A 15,039-nucleotide genomic window follows, 5' to 3' on the forward strand; every position below is an offset into this window, starting at 1 on the left:
ACACTTTTATTTCCCCCTTTTATCTGTACAATTATACTTAATAAAGCGACAAGAAGCATACACAAATTCAAAACATCTAACTAGGAGACGACGGATTCGTATGAAACAACATCTGCGCCACATTCATCCTCTGGCCTGGACCATCATCATCGGAACGATGTTTGGCCGGCTGGTAACTTCCATGAGCATTCCTTTTCTATCCATCTATCTGACGCAGGTTCTTGGCGCTTCCGCCACCCAGACGGGATTCACAGTAGCTGTAAGCTCGCTGGCCGGGGTAATGGTCAGCTTCTATGGCGGCTATATTTCCGATATCATCGGGCGCCGGATCGTGATGCTGGTCTCCGTGTTCGGCTGGGCCTGTGTATTCTTCGGATTCGCAGCGGCACAGCATTTATGGGTCTTTTTCCTCGTGAATACACTCAATGGGCTGTGCCGCGCCGTATTTGAACCGACCTCACGGGCCTTATTGTCGGATATTACGCCGCCGGAGCACAAGCTGCTGGTCTTCAATCTGCGGTATGCGGCGGTGAACCTGGGTGTGGTCTTTGGCCCTATTATCGGCCTGCAGCTCGGTTCGGCCAAATCGACCTTCCCGTTCATGATCGCCGGGATCGTCTATATCGCCTATGGACTTGTCCTGTTCCTGCAATTCTCTGTACACCGTACCAGCCTGCCGGTGCATGGGGAAGCCCGGACGCCGAAGCTGCTCGAAGCGCTTGCTACCACCGGACGCGACAAGGTATTCCTGCCTGTTCTGCTCGGGACGATCTTCTGTGTGCTCGGTTACGGCCACTTCAGTTCGACCCTGGCCCAGTATCTGGCGATGAATACCCATTTCAGCAATGGCAGTCAGATCTTCTCCTACATGCTGTCGCTGAATGCGGTAACGGTCCTGGTGGTACAGTATCCGATCGTTCGCACAGCCAGCAAATTCCCGCCGATTATTCCGCTGATCCTGGGCAATATCTGCGTTGCGCTCAGTCTGCTGCTGTTCGGTCTGTCCGGCGGGGTCGCTCTCTTGATGTTCAGCGTGGTGATATTCACAATCGGTGAGGTTCTGCTCTTCACGATGATGGATATGCTGATCGACCGGATTGCCAAACCGGAGTGGAAAGGCACCTATTTCGGCACCATCGGCTTCAATAATCTGGGCAGTGTTATGGCACCTATTCTTGGGGGCCTGCTGCTGGATCAGTTCGGGGCTGTGAATGGACCTGCGGTGTTCGTTCCGCTGGCCCTGACTACCGCACTTGGCCTGCCTTTCCTGATTACAGCGCACAAAAGGCTCCGTATCCGGGAGCTTGCCGAAGCGAGTGAACAGCGTAATCTTAGCCTTTGAAACTTAAAAGCCCCAAACCCGGCTGAACAGCTTGGGTTTGGGGCTTTTTTGGTGATGGTGATGTTTTTGCTGTTGCTGATGCTGATGTTAGAATTTCTCTGTGTGAAAGTTAACATAACATTAATTATGTTAACTTATTTTGGTTATACATTTTATCCCACCTCTGCAACCGATGGCTGACGTAACCTATTAGCTCCAGTCATCCCACAATTTCAGCTGGAACCAAATAGAGTTAGCGCCTATCGTCGCATCAGCCCGTTGTATTCAGTTTTCCGCATACATTTGAACCATGTACCTCGCACCAGCCCAATGTATTCGGTTTTTCGATTATACTTGGCTTACGTAGCGCTCCCGGTCCCATTGTGTTCGGTTTTTCAATTACATTCAGCCTACGTGGCACTCCCAGTCCAATTATGTTCGGTTTTTCGATTACATTTGGCCTACGCGGGACCCCAGTCCAACTGTGTTTGGTTTTCCGTTAAAATATGTTAAATAAATGAAAAGATGATGTTCTGTTTTTTAGCCACGCTGCTCATTTTCATGCTGGAGTTGTGCCTTGAAAGACATGTTTGTTTTCGCATACACTTGAAACTTGTACCTCGCTTCCAGTGTCCAAAGAAAATAAAATATTAAACTGGATTGGTTGGTTTGACGCTGTTTCAGAGTTTGAAAAAAATCAGGTATTGAAAAATAAGTTTTAGACTGCCGCCGCTTTGTTGAACTCATTAAAAATTATCACTTCACTCGTTCGGAAATATTTTTACTTATTTCTTCAGGATTTTCAACACCAATAATCAACTTTGATATTTTGAACTTACCAACTTTAAAGCTATTCAAATCTAAATGAAGAGTTTCAAGCTCATTTTCAAAAAAATGCAGTTGATAACCACCATTTGATCTAAATAACCCATTTCTCATTCCTCCTAATAAAGCACCATATAGTTTAAAAGCATTTGGTATCGGTCTACCTGTTGTTATTCCTGTGATTGAAGAGTATGGAATTTGCAACCCTTTATCTAATTTTAAAAAGGGTGAGTTTCCAAATTCGATATTTACGTAGGTTTCCATTAGTTGAATTTTACGTTCCATATTTTGATTCCCCCATTTTCAAATAATCCATTTATTTCATACCCTATAATTACCGAAATCCCAATTCATTTATCCGATAAAGGGTCGCTTTCCCCGACCAGCAGCTTCAAATTCTTGTCGATCTCACCGTCAATCGCCGATCCCCAACCGTCAGGAATTTGCGGTTTATTAATGAGGTGGAGCATGGTGGATATGTCGGCAAGCTTGGACAGTGCGTACCACTTCTCGGGTAAAGGCTCTCTCGCCTTACGGTTATAGCCTTCCTCGAAGGCGGCAATGGTGTCTGCGCCGATATAGCGCTCGACTTGCGTCCTTGTCCTGAAGAATTTGCCTATGTCATAAAAGACAGGCGCCGCGAAACAGTACTCGTAGTCGATGAAACAAGGCTCCAATGAAGGCGTGACCATAATATTGGAGAAAATGAAATCGCCATGCGAGAACACATGCTTATCTGCAATCCTCTCTACCAATGCGGTGTGATCCGCCAGGAATTGTATACACTTCTCTTTGGTTGAAGGTTGAATGTGGGTTCCTGCGAGACCGTTTAGCAAGGTGTAATATTGGCTCGTGAAGGATTCAAGCTGTTCCGCGATCTGCAAATGCTCGTTTAACAGCGCCATATGCGAATATTCGGTTTGATGCAGCAGGGCAAGCGAGTTTCCGATCCGATGCACAACATGGTCGGGACACCCCTCATTCTCGGCAATAAAGTCTCCTAGTGTCGAGCCTTCAATAAACACCATGATCAGGTAAGAAAGAGGAATTATTTGCTTACTATCATCGAAGAAGAAAATCTCAGGGGTGCGAATTTTTGCTTTTGCATACTGATAGGCTGCCGCCTCAATCCCGCTGTGGTCGTTGTTAGCGGGATAAATCCTTAACACATACTTACTACCGCTGTCTGTCTGTAAGGCATAATTGCTGGTGCTCATACCTTTCGTCAAGGGCGAGACTTGGGTAATGCTTGCCTTGGGGTCGAAAGCGGCGAACAGCCTTCTGACCATGTCTCCGTTAACCGCTTGAAAATCAAACAGTCTAGCCGAGTCTTTCACCTTAGTCCGCCTCCTACTTCTGTCTGTATTGAACTTTCGTTTCCAGTTAATTGAATGATCCACGTACTAAACGGATCTGAAAATACCCTTATTTTTTAGTGCATTTTATAATAAATGCAGCAGGTATGAATGCTGCCTTTTGATGTGTATACCATACTGCAGAATCTCCCGACTTTATTTCCTCTGTGAGGATAACATCTTCAATCACTTTTTCAATTTGAAATCCAGACTGAATTAGCTCATTTATATATGTACTGAGTTTTAGTTGATTCATCATAGCTGGCAAGTCCCATGGTTCACACTGTTGAGGACCTTCCTCATGATAAGATTTTTTAATTACAAACTGCTCGCCTTCCTGTTTAATTCGATTATGTAACGGGTGCTCCCAGCTAAAAATAAAGATCCCACCAGGTTTCAGGTAGCTGAATACTTGCTGTAATGTCATTGGCAAATCAACGGTCCAACCAATGGCGTAGATGGAATACACGATATCAAAATACTCACTCGGAATACCAGGGTTCTTTTCCATTGCTCCTTGGAAAAGATTTAATTTTGATTTATGAGCCGAAAGCAAATCCCGCGCAGTCTCGATCTGAGTATCGGATAAGTCAATTCCCCAAAGCTCTGAGGCTCCACGTAAGGCCATGAAATTTAAAGAGTGGCCACTTCCGCAACCAATTTCTAAGACTATTTTATCCTCTACCTCACCAAATAAGTTTAATTCGTTTTCTGTCGGCAAGAATGGGCCATAAACTGGAAGTGCAGTCCTTCCAAAAAATCGGGGAGCTACTTCGTCCCAAGTTTTCTTATTCGATAAAATATAGTCTTCCTTTATGGATTCCAGCATATAATTCCATCCTCCCAAGGTTAAATCTTACAACCGTCTTATATTCGATGTGTTTTTTGAATTATCCTGCCTGTTAGCTTAACCAACGGGCACCAGTTGCCAGACCCAATCAGGGGCACTCGTGCTCCTCCTGACTCGCCTTCAGCCACGCCCAGCACAAAAAGGGCAACCCACACCGTAAGTAACGATGCGTGTTGCCCGCCCTGTAATAACACTATAGTATAACCCCGTCCCGCTTAAGCTGCTCCTGCAGCTTCGGGATGTCGAGCGCCTGCGGCTTCACCCCTGCGGCCGCTGCGAGCGCTGCCGCCGTCCCGGCCGCCTGGCCTGTGGCCATACAGCTTGGCGTGAGCCGGGTCGTGGCCAGTGCTTCATGCGAGGTCGAAATGCATCGGCCTGCGGCCAGCAGATTGGACACATTGGCGGATAGCAGGCAGCCGTACGGAATGTCATAAGCGCCGTCTCCAGCGATGAAAGAGGCCGTTACTCCCTTACCGGACGGATCATGAATGTCGATCGGGTAGCCGCTGCGGGCAATGACATCACTGAACTTCCGGCCTTCTACGACATCTTCTTTGGTCAGCAGGTAATATCCTTTAATCCGCCGCGATTCGCGGATGCCGATCTGTGGTGCAACCGCTGAAATAGAGGCCCGTTCAAAGCCCGGAACGTCGCGCTTCAGAAACTCAGCCATTAGCAGCACCTGCTTGCGGCCCTCCTGTTCCGCCAAGGTCAGATCCTCCGCACTCGTTGCATCCAGCCCCTGTACGCGGGTACAGTTGATTAACACTTCGTCATCGGCCGGACCGGTAAAAAACAATACCTGGTCACGGTTAATCGGCACCTCTGCCCGCTTCCATTGCGAGTAGAATCCACTTACCCCGGTGAGCGGCAGGTCTGGCAGCTCGGCGATTGGTGTTTTGCTGTAGAACTCTTCGGGATGGCTGATCATATAAGCTTTGACCTTATGCAAATCGACACCGCGCATTCTGAACTTCATCGTCATCGGCTGGGAGCGGCTGTCCCCCTCCCGGCCCTGCAGTGTTTCGGCCCCGGACAGCTTGGCTACGTCGGCATCTCCGCTGCAATCCACGAAGGTGCGCCCCGTTACAGGCGTACGCCCGGATTTGTTGGTCACCACCACATGTCCAATCCCGCCGTCGTGTGTCATCACCTCATCCACAAAGCTGTGCAGGAGCAGCCTCACCCCAGCTTCGCGAAGCATATCCGTGGCCACCACTTGATAGATCTCAGGATGGTAAGGCGTCAGCGTATGCACGAAGCCGACCGTATCCCGCAGATGGCCCGGCGAACCGCCGTTTGCCTGCAGCCGGTCTACGATTTCCTGGGCGATGCCTTTGATGACCTGTTCCCCGCGGTCGGTGTGAAAGGTCATCCACGGATAGACCATAGCAGCGGTGGACATCCCGCCCACGAATCCGTAACGTTCAATGAGCACGGTCTGTGCCCCCAGCCGTCCGGCGGCGATGGCTGCCGCGATACCCGCAGGGCCGCCCCCCACGACAACGACATCTGCTTCAATTGCAGGATTCATATCATCCACTCCTTTTCAGTGTGTGCTATTCCTTCAGACCCGTCATGGCAACGCCCTCGATGAACCGCTTCTGAGCCAGGAAGAAGACGATCAGCAGCGGAACGGTTGCCATTACGGTGGCGCTCATTAAATAATGCCAGGAAGTGCCCACTTCATCTGTAAACAACGATAATCCAAGCGGTAAGGTCATTAGTTCGCGAGTATTGATGAAAATAAGCGGGTCAAAAAATTCATTCCAGATGGTCACGAACGTGAAGATCGTCAGTGTCGCCATGCCGGGACGGGCAATCGGCAGCATTATTTTCCAGTAAATGCGGAACCGGTTGCAGCCGTCGATCATCGCCGCCTCCTCAAGCTCCGTGGGTATGGTGATGAAGAATTGCCGCATCACGAAGATGCCGAACACGCCGCCTGCGCCAAAGATTGGCAACAAAATAAGTGGCAGATGCGTGTCAATCCAGCCCAGGTCGCGCATGAACAGGAACATGGGGATCGCCGTCACTTCATGCGGGATCATCATGGCGCTGAGCAGCACCAGAAACACGGCATTTCTTCCTGTAAAGGGAATTTTGGCAAACGCATAACCGGCTAATGAAGCGAAAAATACGGTTCCCGCCACCACGACAAACGAGATATAGACGCTGTTGAAATAGAAGCGGTGAAACGGGATCAGCGTAAATACATCCACATAATTCTGAAACCGGAAGACCGGCGGAATCAGCTGCGGCGGATAGGTGAAAATATCCTGCGGCTGCTTGAAGGAGGTGGACAGCATCCACAGGAACGGAACAAGCATAATCAGCGATACCACCGTTAACGCGGCATACACTCCGGCCACAGACAGTTTTTTGCTGGCGCTAGGCATCGGTTTCATTGAATACCCACCTCTTTCGCAGCTGCCACTGCAGCAGAGTCAAGATCAATACGACAAAGAACAACACAAATGCCAACGCCGAAGCGTAGCCCATCTGGAACAGCTTAAACGCTTTTTCCCAAATGTAATAGACGAGTACCTTGGTGCTGTTATTCGGCCCGCCCTGGGTCATAACATAAATCTGGCCGAACACCTTCAGCGAGCCGATCACGGTCATCACAACGGTCAGAAATACGGTGGGTGTGATCATAGGCAGGGTAACGTTGAAGAAGGTTTTGGTCTTGCCTGCGCCGTCCAGTTCAGCCGCTTCGTACAGGGAACGCGATACCTGCTGGATGGCAGCGATGAACAACACCATATTGAGACCAACGTTCTTCAGTACGCTCGTCACGATGACAGCCGGCATCGCCAGCTTCTCGTCATACAGCCAGGCTGCTCCTTTAATGTTGAACATCATCAATAGCTGATTGATCAGCCCGGAATCGGTTGCGAACATGTACTTCCATACGATGGACCATACAATCAGCGAAGTCATAACGGGAACGAAGATAGCTGTACGGAAGATGCCGATTCCTTTCAAGCTTTTGGATAACAGCAGCGCCAGCATCAGAGCCAGCACAATATTAAACGGCACCAGACCCAGCGTGAAAGTAGCCGTATTGCCGAAGACCTTCCAGAACAGCGGATCAACCGCGATCTCCGTATAATTATCCAGACCGACATACCGGTGCTCGCCAAGCAGCGGCCAGTCATGTAAGCTCATGTAGAGCGCTTTCCCCATTGGAAATAGCAATAATAACGTGAACCCTAGCAGCATTGGCGATATAAAAAGCCATCCGGTCAGCTGTGCCTCGCGGGCAAGCGGACCTTTCTTTCGTTTATTGACCTTTCTGTTCATGCGCGAATTCACCGCCTCTAGCTCAATCTGTCTATTGCACTCCGAAACGAGCTAACCGCACGCCGCAGCTGTTCCTCTGTTGTGCCCGTCACTACCGCACCAAGCATGATCGCCTTCACTCCGGCAAGTTGCAAGGAAGGTACGTCTCCCTCCACCAGCTTGCGCTGGGAAGGCACCAGTACAGGAAGACCGGAATGGTCAGCCAGATACCGGTATTTCAGCAGGTCTGCGAAGCTGAGACCCGTACCGTATTCGTTGCCAGGGACAATCGAAGCTTCAAGCGCTGTGAACCCGAACCGCTTCCCCTCCTGAACCTGACTGAGATCATAGGTATCATTAATGGCAAAGGTCCGGTCCAATCCGTGATCCCCCAGCATACAGGACGGCAGATGATGGGCATAGATAGAATAAAAATCGAACCCGAGCGGAGCAAGCCGCATAAACTCTTCTTCCGATACACCTTCCAGACTGCCGGAGGGCACTACGCCAAATGGACCGTCAAAGGTAGAGCGGATTTGGCTAAAAACGTCTTCATAGCTTTCGAGCGGACCGAAATGAGTTCCGCTGGCCCGGTGGCCGACATTAAAATGAACTTTTAAAGCATCTGCGCCTTCCTCTATTGCTGCCTTCGCCAGTCTCACATCATTGGCTGGAAGACTGACGAACAAGGACAGGCCGCTTTGCTCTAATCTCTGTTTCAATTTACCCATGCATTTCGCTCCTCTTATTTCAAAATAGCGTCGACATCCGTCTGCATCTGCGCCATATTGTCCTTGGCGGACGCCGAGCTGCCGAACAGACGGTCAAAGCCTTGCAGCACAGCATTGTCGATATCCTGCCAGCGGATATGGCCCGGAATGATGCGCGCCTTCGGCATTTCATTAATAACGGCTTGCACAATGTGCTCGGCAGGCGGGTTGTTCGGCTGATTCAGGAACGTATCGGAACTCAGCACCGAGGTACGCGGCGGTACGAAATAAGTGGACGTCGCTTCAATGCCCGACTGGCTGGCGAATAGTTTTAGCAGCTTCTTGGCTTCCTCCGGATGCTTGCTGTCCTTGAACAGGGTATAGCCCGCTTGGCCCAGCATCGGAACACTGCCTGCGGAGCCGGCCGGCATCGGCGCAATGCTCCATTCAAATCCTGTAATTTCGCGCGCTTTGGAGACGTAGCTGTAGTTGTCAAAAAACATTCCCAGATTCCCTGCATCGAAGCTGATCTGTTCGCCTGCTTTCGGGTGGGATTCGTCCTTAAACATCATCCGCTCCAGCAGCTCCATCGTTTCGACGCCGTACTGGTCATTCCAGGTGAATGCGGTCAGATCTTCATTAAACGGGCCGCTTCCATAAGACCAGGAGTAAGAGGACAGAATGGCCCAGGTCTTCCAGTCGCGGAAGAAATTCGCGCCGTACACCCGGCCTTGCGCTTCTTTGACAGAAATCGCTTTGGCGGATTCCTCAAATGCCTTCCATGTCCATTTGCCTTGGGAAGCTAACGTACTCGGGTCCGTCAGGCCGGCCTTGTCGAACAGAGTCTTGTTGTAGAACATGACTACCGGCGGTGTTGAGAACGGCAGCCCAAGCAATTGATCCCCATCCCGGAACAAATCAAGTGTGCTCGGAATATAATCGTCCAGGTTAAAGGAAGTATCGTCTTTGAAGGAGGAGACGTCCGCCAGAATGCCGTTGGCTTTAAACTGCGGGATCATCCGCTCCGATACCCAGGCGATATCCGGGAGCGCTTTCCCTGCGGCCAGCACCGATATTTTCTGCTGATAATCGGTGAATGGAACTGAATCCATGGTTACCTTAATCCCCGGATTGTCTGCTTCAAATTGGCTGATAAGCTTGTTGTACACATCCATATGCCCTTGATTGCCCCACATCAAAAACTTTAACTCAACCTCTTCCTGCTTCCCGGAATCCCCTGCATTTCCGCTTGCTTCTGGCTTGGCGCAACCTGCCGTTAAGCCCAGCAGCAAGGCTGAAAGAAGTACTGCTCCCGCTTTCTTCATGAATATCCCCCTTTGACATGTTAGTTTTGATGACTTTTCAAGTATATAGGAGATGTATTCGGTCTATAAATCACCCAAAATACAGGAAAGGTTCGTTTTATTTATATTTTATGTTAGATTAAATAACATTTCATTCTTGGATATTAAATTGATTACGGTATTCTCCTGCCGTCATCCCCGTCTGCTGTTTGAACACAAGCATGAAATGCTTCGGGCTTTGATGGCCGGAGAGCCGGGCGACATCATAAATTTTGAGCTGCGTATGGCTGAGCAGCCATTTCGCGCGTTCCATCCGGGAATCTGTCACATAGTCCGAATAATTGCTGCCCGACTCCCCTTTAAACAGCTGGCTCAGATACGTAGCGTTCAGATTGACATGAGAAGCTACCGTCTGCAGCCGCAAATCACCGTCAATATGCAGTCTGACATATTCCTTAACATCCCGAATGATCTTGCGTGTATCTCCTCCGCCTTCAACCCGAAGCGGGCCTGGTGTCTGTTCCAGGGAAGAAATGCCATGACGCTTATCGAGCAGCAGCCGTGCTCTTTCCAGCACGCTTACAAGCTCATGGCGTTCTACCGGCTTTAACAGGTAATGAAGGACACCGTATTCAATTGCTTTTTGGGCATATTCGAATTCGCCGTACCCGCTCACAATGATGACGAGCAGCCCGGGATACATTGACTTCACCTTCTCGGCCAGCATCAGTCCGTCCATTTCCTTCATACGGATATCGGTAATCATCACATCTGGCAGCTCGGACTTTAAGTACATGAGCGCCTCCCGTCCGCCTGGCATTTCTGCTATTACCTCAAAAAAGGGCGCCGACCGGCTAATCAGCTCGCGCATCCCATGTCTGATCACGATCTCGTCCTCTACCAGCAGCACCTTATACATCTTCTTCTCCCCCTGATTCCGGAATCGTTATCGTAATGGTCACTGCAAGCCCTTGCCCCGGACTTCCGTCAACCGTGAGGCTCCCGCCTTCCCCGTACAGCAGCTTGATCCGCTGGCCGATGTTGCGGAGCCCCAGACTCTCTTCGTCGCTGCGTCTGAGCGAATCCATGGAGGGGTCTTTCTCAATCTCCCGGTTCAGCGCTGCGAGCTCCTCCTCCTCCAATCCATTCCCGTCGTCGCGGACCGTAATCAATAGCTCATTGTCAAAACGCAGCGCTGAAACCCAGATCGTACCGCCTTCTTCGCGCCCGGCTATACCATGATAGATAGCATTCTCAACCAATGGCTGAATGGTGAGCTTCGGAATGCGCAAATGCTGAACTTCCTCTTCAATGTCGTTATGAACCTTCAGCTTCCCGCCGTAACGAATCTGCTGGATACGGACATAGGAATCGACGAACGCCATTTCCTCCCCCAGCGATACGAGCCGGCCGGCCTTGTCAATCGTATAGCGCAGCAGCTTGCCCAGTGCGGATACCATATCCGATACCTCATCATTCCGGCGCTGGACAGCCATCATGTTGATCGACTCCAGCGTATTATAGATAAAATGCGGGTTGATCTGACTCTGCAGGGCGGACAGCTCTGCCTCCTTCTCCCGGAGTCCAATGACGAGCACCTCATGAAACAGACGGTTGATTTCGTCCATCATCCGGTTGAACCCGCGCCCAAGCTGCCCGAATTCATCTCCCCCCAGCGGACTGACCCGCTTGTTGAAATCACCCCGCTCAACCCTGGACATATTGCTCTTCAACTCCACAAGAGGAAGGGTGATGCGATACGACACCGCATAAGCCAGCAGCAGCACCGTCACGAGACAAAAGAGGGCAAGCCATAACGCAAAAACCATCAATGCGCGCGATTCCTTCAGAATAGCTCCGATGGGGGTCAAGCCGATAACGGATAAGCCCGAATATGGGGAGTGATGGCTGACAAACAAATAATCCGTACCTCCCAGCCTTTTCCGCTCCCCGCCATGCAGCTCCTTGAGCAGACCGGAGTCCATAAGCCCGCCATAAGCCGACTGCCCGTTATCCGGCTTCTGCTCATACAGGAGGCGCTGAGCTCCGTCGATGATCATCAGATTGGTGGACTGTTCAATCTTCAGCTTAGAGAAGGCGGAGCCGAAGGCCCCCTGTTTGACGTCGATTAGCATGTAGCCCAGACGCCTCAGCGTTCTGGGTTCTTTGATAACCCTGGCTACCGAAATATAGAATGAGGGGTCGCTCCCCGCATAATAAGACGGATGATGGGGAGGAAGAATGATCCACTCGCCGTCTGATTGGTCCAAGGCGCTGAACCATTCGTCGCGTCTGCCATCCCATGAGGTATTGACGGCCAGCGGTTCCACGTTAGAGAACAGGGTACCGCTGTTGCTGAGCAGATGAATGCCCCGGATTTCCGGACGATCATACGCCTGCGCCGAGGTATATAGCTTCATTTTCTGATAATCGTCGGACAGTGCCCAGGTTCCTGAGCCCATAGGACCATCATATTTGGCCAGAATAGATAACACCTGCTCGTCATACAGAGGCATCAGCGACAGCCGCTCCAAATCCTTAAGCAGCCTGTCCAGATTGGCGTTGACCTGTCCGGCGATATCAACCGTATATTGCTTTGTCTTGTCGTTCAGGGTGGATGAGAAATGACGGTATGTCACCATCGCCTGCACACTTAACGGAAGCAGGGTCAGCATGGTGAACAGGAGCAGCAGCCTGGTGCGCATTTTACTTCTTCTCAAACGGACGATCAGCCCCCGCAGCATTCTTTTGTCCTCCTTTTGTTATGTAATCTGACACGAACCTCTTTACAGCTTATCGTATATTGTTCCGTCAATGAATTCTATCCTCTTATTTTTGGAAAAGGTATGGATCTACAAAGTCAAATAAACCCCAGACCTGCTGGAGAGCCGGGTTTGGGGTGAACTGTATGAGATGCACTTAAGTTTTGAACTTGAAGCTTTGTCGTCACTGCGGTGAACATTTGGACTTCCGGCCGCTGTTGTCCCCAGATTTCTTGATTTTGAACCGCTGTAAGCGGGTGAAATCCGGTGACAAAGGCGGTCGCTACCGCTCCTCCAGTTCCAAATTTCCCCTCCGCTTCTTTTGCTTTTTGTTTATTTCTTTAGTGCCTCTTATATAACATAACATTAATTATGTTACCTTTAACTGCTTATACATGGTATTCCACATCATCACCTGATTACTGACGTACTCTCTTAGCTCCGGAGGTTCCATAATTTCAGCATGAACTAACAAGGGCAGCACCTTCTCACAAGCTGTTGTGTAATCGTACATGTTCACCGTAATGAGCTGACATTCCCCGGCTGATGCTGTGTTCATTACTTCTAATCTCTGCACATACTCCTGATTGCTGGCATGAATGCGGATGACTACAGGGTAGAATTCCCGCGCTCTGCTGGTTTGAATGAAGGTCTGCGCCGCTTGTTCCCAGTATTCCTGCAAGGAGAACGGCTCAGGGACAATGAAAGTCTCCTCCAGTATGGTTACATCTGTAAAACGCTCACATTTGAACGAACGAATCTCCCCGGCCTGCTCGCAATAGGCAGCCAGATACCACTCGCCCTGCTTCACGATAAGCCCATAAGGCTGAAGCTTCCGCAGCGAACTCTCTCCATTCACTTTACAGTACTCCACCACAATCTTCCTGCCTCTCCATACCGCCCTGCGTAAAGCCTCAAGATAAGGGACCACTGTCTGTGCGCTCCACCACGGGGTATCATCGAACAGGAAACGGCTTTGCGCCGTGCGGATATCTTGCTGGTAAGGAGCGGGCAAGCTTGCTTCCAGCTTCAGGAGCGCATTTTTGAGCAGCAGACTGGTTCCGCCTGATCCGCCTGCCGGTATTCCCATCCCTGTCAAAAAAAGCTGTACCACCTCTTCCCCATGCAGCCGCCGCAGGTTCACTGTATAGCCCTCCATGAGCGAAATCCCGCCGTTAGGCCCGGTTGTAGTCACAAGTGGAATTCCGGATTCAGCCAGGACATCAATATCTCTATAAATGGAGCGGACAGACGTTTCCAGAGCCACGGATAGCTCGTTCGCCTTCATTTTGCCCCGGGATTCAATCAGTAACAGAATAGCAATTAAGCGGTGCAGCCGCATGGTCATTCCCCAACCCTTCTGTTCCCTATTTTATTCTTGCCACTCAGTTGTCAACAATTGAACGTTATGATGAATGTATCAAACTTAAGGAGCTGCTGTAAATGAATATTGGCATACTCGGCACAGGCTTTGGGGCTTATCACGCCTCTCTGTTGAAGCAAATGGAGTTCGTGAAGCGAATTGTGGTCTTTGGGAGAAAGGAAGCCAAGCTACTGGAGCTGCAGGAAGAGCTGGGGATTGAGATCACAATGTCTATAGAGGATATTATGTCCGATCCTGGGATCGACGTAGTTGATATCTGTCTGCCGTCTGCGCTGCATAAGACTTACGCTGTGGAGGCGATGCGATGCGGGAAAGATGTATTTTGTGAGACACCGGTTGTTCTGGAGCCGGCCGAAGGTCTGGAGATGCTTAAGGCTGAACAGCAATATGGGCGCAGAATCCTCGTCAATCAGTTCATCCAATTCGATTATGCTTATGAATACCTGGACAAGGTGATTCGGGAGGGTACATACGGCAAACTGCTGCATGTCAGCTTACGCAGGGAAACCGCTCCGGTGTGGGGGGATTTAGGGCTGCGCACTATTGCTGCCAATCTAATGATCCATGACCTGGACTTCATAGCCGGATTGTTGGATGCACCTGTACCTTCTGCGGTTTGGGGGACTTCGGGAGGGAAAGACGGTCAGGCGCTGGTTCATGCTTCTTGGGTTGTCGCAGGGATTCGCGCGCAGCTGATGGTCTCTTCGCAGATGCCCGAAGCCTATCCCTTCACGGTTGGTTATGAGGCTTATTTCGGGCAGGCCAAGCTGGTATTTCACGAGAGCAGGGCGGCGAATGGAGATATTGAAGCCAGCCTCACCGCCTACACTTCTGAGCGCAAGATAGAGATACCGCTAATCCCGGACAATCCCTATGAGAAAAGCCTGCGCCATGCGCTCCACTCGCTACAGAATGGAACTGCATCGACCCTGTCATTGCAGTCTGCACTGAAGTCCGTGGAACTGGCAGCGATGCTTACGGATCAGCTTATAGGAAGCAAGTGAACCCTTGCCTTCCTTTAAAAGGACAAACAATAAATTGAAGGTTAAGCCGCTTTGCTTGAAGCTCCCTTTTTCCTTGGGGTTTGTATCTAGGGAGAGCATGTAGTTTGTTTGCGTATATGGTTGATAAGGTAGGTTGGGGTAAATGGGTTTCTATTATGAATATTTCATATGTTGATATTTTATAATAGTTGGTACGGCGGCAGCCTTTCAAACAGCATCCTTCCGTATGCTGCCGCTTT

At 50.2% G+C, this 15,039-nt stretch carries 13 protein-coding genes; 2 read left to right on the top strand and 11 right to left on the bottom strand.

Annotated elements, in window-relative coordinates:
* Positions 1-40 precede the first annotated feature (40 nt).
* The gene (locus tag KDC22_RS18160) at positions 41-1,342 is read left to right on the top strand and encodes an MDR family MFS transporter (protein WP_485020539.1); all 1,302 of its coding nucleotides are present in this window, start codon (positions 41-43) and stop codon (positions 1,340-1,342) included.
* 735 nt (positions 1,343-2,077) lie between these two features.
* On the opposite strand, the gene KDC22_RS18165 is transcribed toward KDC22_RS18160, so the two are convergent.
* The 11 genes from KDC22_RS18165 to KDC22_RS18215 all read right to left on the bottom strand — a co-directional run bounded on the left by KDC22_RS18165 (position 2,078) and on the right by KDC22_RS18215 (position 13,760).
* The gene (locus KDC22_RS18165; protein ID WP_211719915.1) at positions 2,078-2,431 is read right to left on the bottom strand and encodes a hypothetical protein; all 354 of its coding nucleotides are present in this window, start codon (positions 2,429-2,431) and stop codon (positions 2,078-2,080) included.
* A 65-nt stretch (positions 2,432-2,496) separates the two neighbouring features.
* On the bottom strand, positions 2,497-3,483 hold the full coding sequence (locus KDC22_RS18170) for a phosphotransferase family protein (RefSeq protein WP_211719916.1): 987 nt from the start codon (positions 3,481-3,483) through the stop codon (positions 2,497-2,499).
* Between the two features lie 88 nt (positions 3,484-3,571).
* Positions 3,572-4,330: a class I SAM-dependent methyltransferase gene (locus tag KDC22_RS18175; protein WP_211719917.1), complete on the bottom strand. Its 759-nt coding sequence runs from the start codon at positions 4,328-4,330 to the stop codon at positions 3,572-3,574.
* 214 nt (positions 4,331-4,544) lie between these two features.
* Complete coding sequence (locus tag KDC22_RS18180; RefSeq protein ID WP_211719918.1) at positions 4,545-5,885, bottom strand: FAD-dependent oxidoreductase; 1,341 nt, start codon at positions 5,883-5,885, stop codon at positions 4,545-4,547.
* 25 nt (positions 5,886-5,910) lie between these two features.
* Entirely contained in the window at positions 5,911-6,759 is an 849-nt protein-coding gene (locus KDC22_RS18185; protein ID WP_211719919.1) for a carbohydrate ABC transporter permease, read from the bottom strand.
* Complete coding sequence (locus KDC22_RS18190; RefSeq protein WP_246552741.1) at positions 6,743-7,522, bottom strand: carbohydrate ABC transporter permease; 780 nt, start codon at positions 7,520-7,522, stop codon at positions 6,743-6,745. The genes KDC22_RS18185 and KDC22_RS18190 overlap by 17 nt, the downstream gene beginning before the upstream one ends.
* A gap of 152 nt (positions 7,523-7,674) precedes the next feature.
* Positions 7,675-8,367: a hypothetical protein gene (locus tag KDC22_RS18195; protein ID WP_211719920.1), complete on the bottom strand. Its 693-nt coding sequence runs from the start codon at positions 8,365-8,367 to the stop codon at positions 7,675-7,677.
* Positions 8,368-8,381: 14 nt separating this feature from the next.
* Positions 8,382-9,671, bottom strand: a complete 1,290-nt coding sequence (locus tag KDC22_RS18200; protein ID WP_211719921.1) for an ABC transporter substrate-binding protein — start codon at positions 9,669-9,671, stop codon at positions 8,382-8,384.
* Positions 9,672-9,801: 130 nt separating this feature from the next.
* Complete coding sequence (locus tag KDC22_RS18205; protein WP_211719922.1) at positions 9,802-10,569, bottom strand: response regulator transcription factor; 768 nt, start codon at positions 10,567-10,569, stop codon at positions 9,802-9,804.
* On the bottom strand, positions 10,562-12,394 hold the full coding sequence (locus KDC22_RS18210) for a cache domain-containing sensor histidine kinase (RefSeq protein WP_211719923.1): 1,833 nt from the start codon (positions 12,392-12,394) through the stop codon (positions 10,562-10,564). Before KDC22_RS18210 ends, KDC22_RS18205 begins: the two co-directional genes overlap by 8 nt.
* Positions 12,395-12,782: 388 nt before the next feature.
* Positions 12,783-13,760, bottom strand: a complete 978-nt coding sequence (locus tag KDC22_RS18215; protein WP_343221766.1) for a helix-turn-helix transcriptional regulator — start codon at positions 13,758-13,760, stop codon at positions 12,783-12,785.
* A gap of 95 nt (positions 13,761-13,855) precedes the next feature.
* On the opposite strand from KDC22_RS18215, the gene KDC22_RS18220 reads away from it, so the two are divergent.
* Positions 13,856-14,800, top strand: a complete 945-nt coding sequence (locus tag KDC22_RS18220; protein ID WP_211719924.1) for a Gfo/Idh/MocA family protein — start codon at positions 13,856-13,858, stop codon at positions 14,798-14,800.
* Positions 14,801-15,039: the final 239 nt, after the last annotated feature.

The organism is Paenibacillus tritici (assembly GCF_018207515.1).
GTDB lineage: Bacteria > Bacillota > Bacilli > Paenibacillales > Paenibacillaceae > Paenibacillus_AQ > Paenibacillus_AQ tritici.